This is a genomic window from Lamprobacter sp., from assembly GCF_034860625.1.
GTDB lineage: Bacteria > Pseudomonadota > Gammaproteobacteria > Chromatiales > Chromatiaceae > Lamprobacter.
Genome location: NZ_JAYESN010000633.1, coordinates 1 through 909 on the forward strand (window position 1 = coordinate 1; position 909 = coordinate 909).

Below are 909 nucleotides of genomic sequence, written 5' to 3' on the forward strand. Positions count from 1 at the left end.
AAGCACCGCCGAGGTCAGGAAGGCAACACGCAGCACGCGCATGGTGCTGGCGCGATAATCCTCGGAGATGCGTGCGATCACCTCGGCCTCGCGGCGGCTGGCGTTGAACAGCTTCAGCGTCGTCATGCCCTGGATCACGTCGAGGAAATGCGCGCCCATCCGGGCCAGCTCCTTCCAGAGCTGCTGATTCAGCCGCTCGACACCGCTGCCGATCAGGATCATGAACACCGGGATCAATGGCGCGGTCACCAGCATGATCAGCGCCGAGAGCCAGTCTAGCGGCAGCACCACGATCAGGATCGCCAGTGGGATCAGCGCGGTCAGCGACATCGCCGGCAGATAGCGAGAGTAATAGGCCTCGACGGCTTCGATGCCGCGGGTCAGATCCTCGGCGATGGCGCCGCTGCGCTGTCCCGCCATCCAGGCTGGGCCGGCGGCCTGGATATGGCGATAAAGCCGATCGCGCAGGCTGATCTTGACCTGCGCCGCGGCACGGAAGGCGCTCTGCTCCGAGGCCCAAGCGATGCCTGCGCGCACCGCGAAGAGCAGGAGCAGGGGCCAGAGCCAGGGAACAACCTCGGCTAAGCCGACGTCATCAAAGACCACTGAGTTAATAATCTGGGCGAGCAGCCAGGCCTGCAGGATCAGCAGCACCCCGTTACCGAGGCCCAGTCCGACCGAAAGCCGCAGCCAGCGTGAGGCGAGCGGCTTTTGGTCATCCAGCAGGGTGCGGGGGGCAGTCAAACGAGGTGGGTTCCGGGAATGAGTCGCAAGAGAGGTCCGGGATTGTAGCAATTCTCAGCGTCTGCTCGAGTAGCGAGCGTGAATGGCCAGCTTGAGCAGCCAGCCTGTTCAACCGCGCTGTTGTGGCACGCGTTGCAGCTTGTTCGGATCGTAGCCGACGCTCTT

At 63.9% G+C, this 909-nt stretch carries 1 protein-coding gene; it reads right to left on the reverse strand.

Features of this window, described 5'->3' with window-relative positions:
- Positions 1-744 (reverse strand): ABC transporter transmembrane domain-containing protein (locus VBE63_RS30390; RefSeq protein WP_323686685.1); only part of this gene is annotated, 744 nt, incomplete at its 3' end.
- Positions 745-909 lie beyond the last annotated feature (165 nt).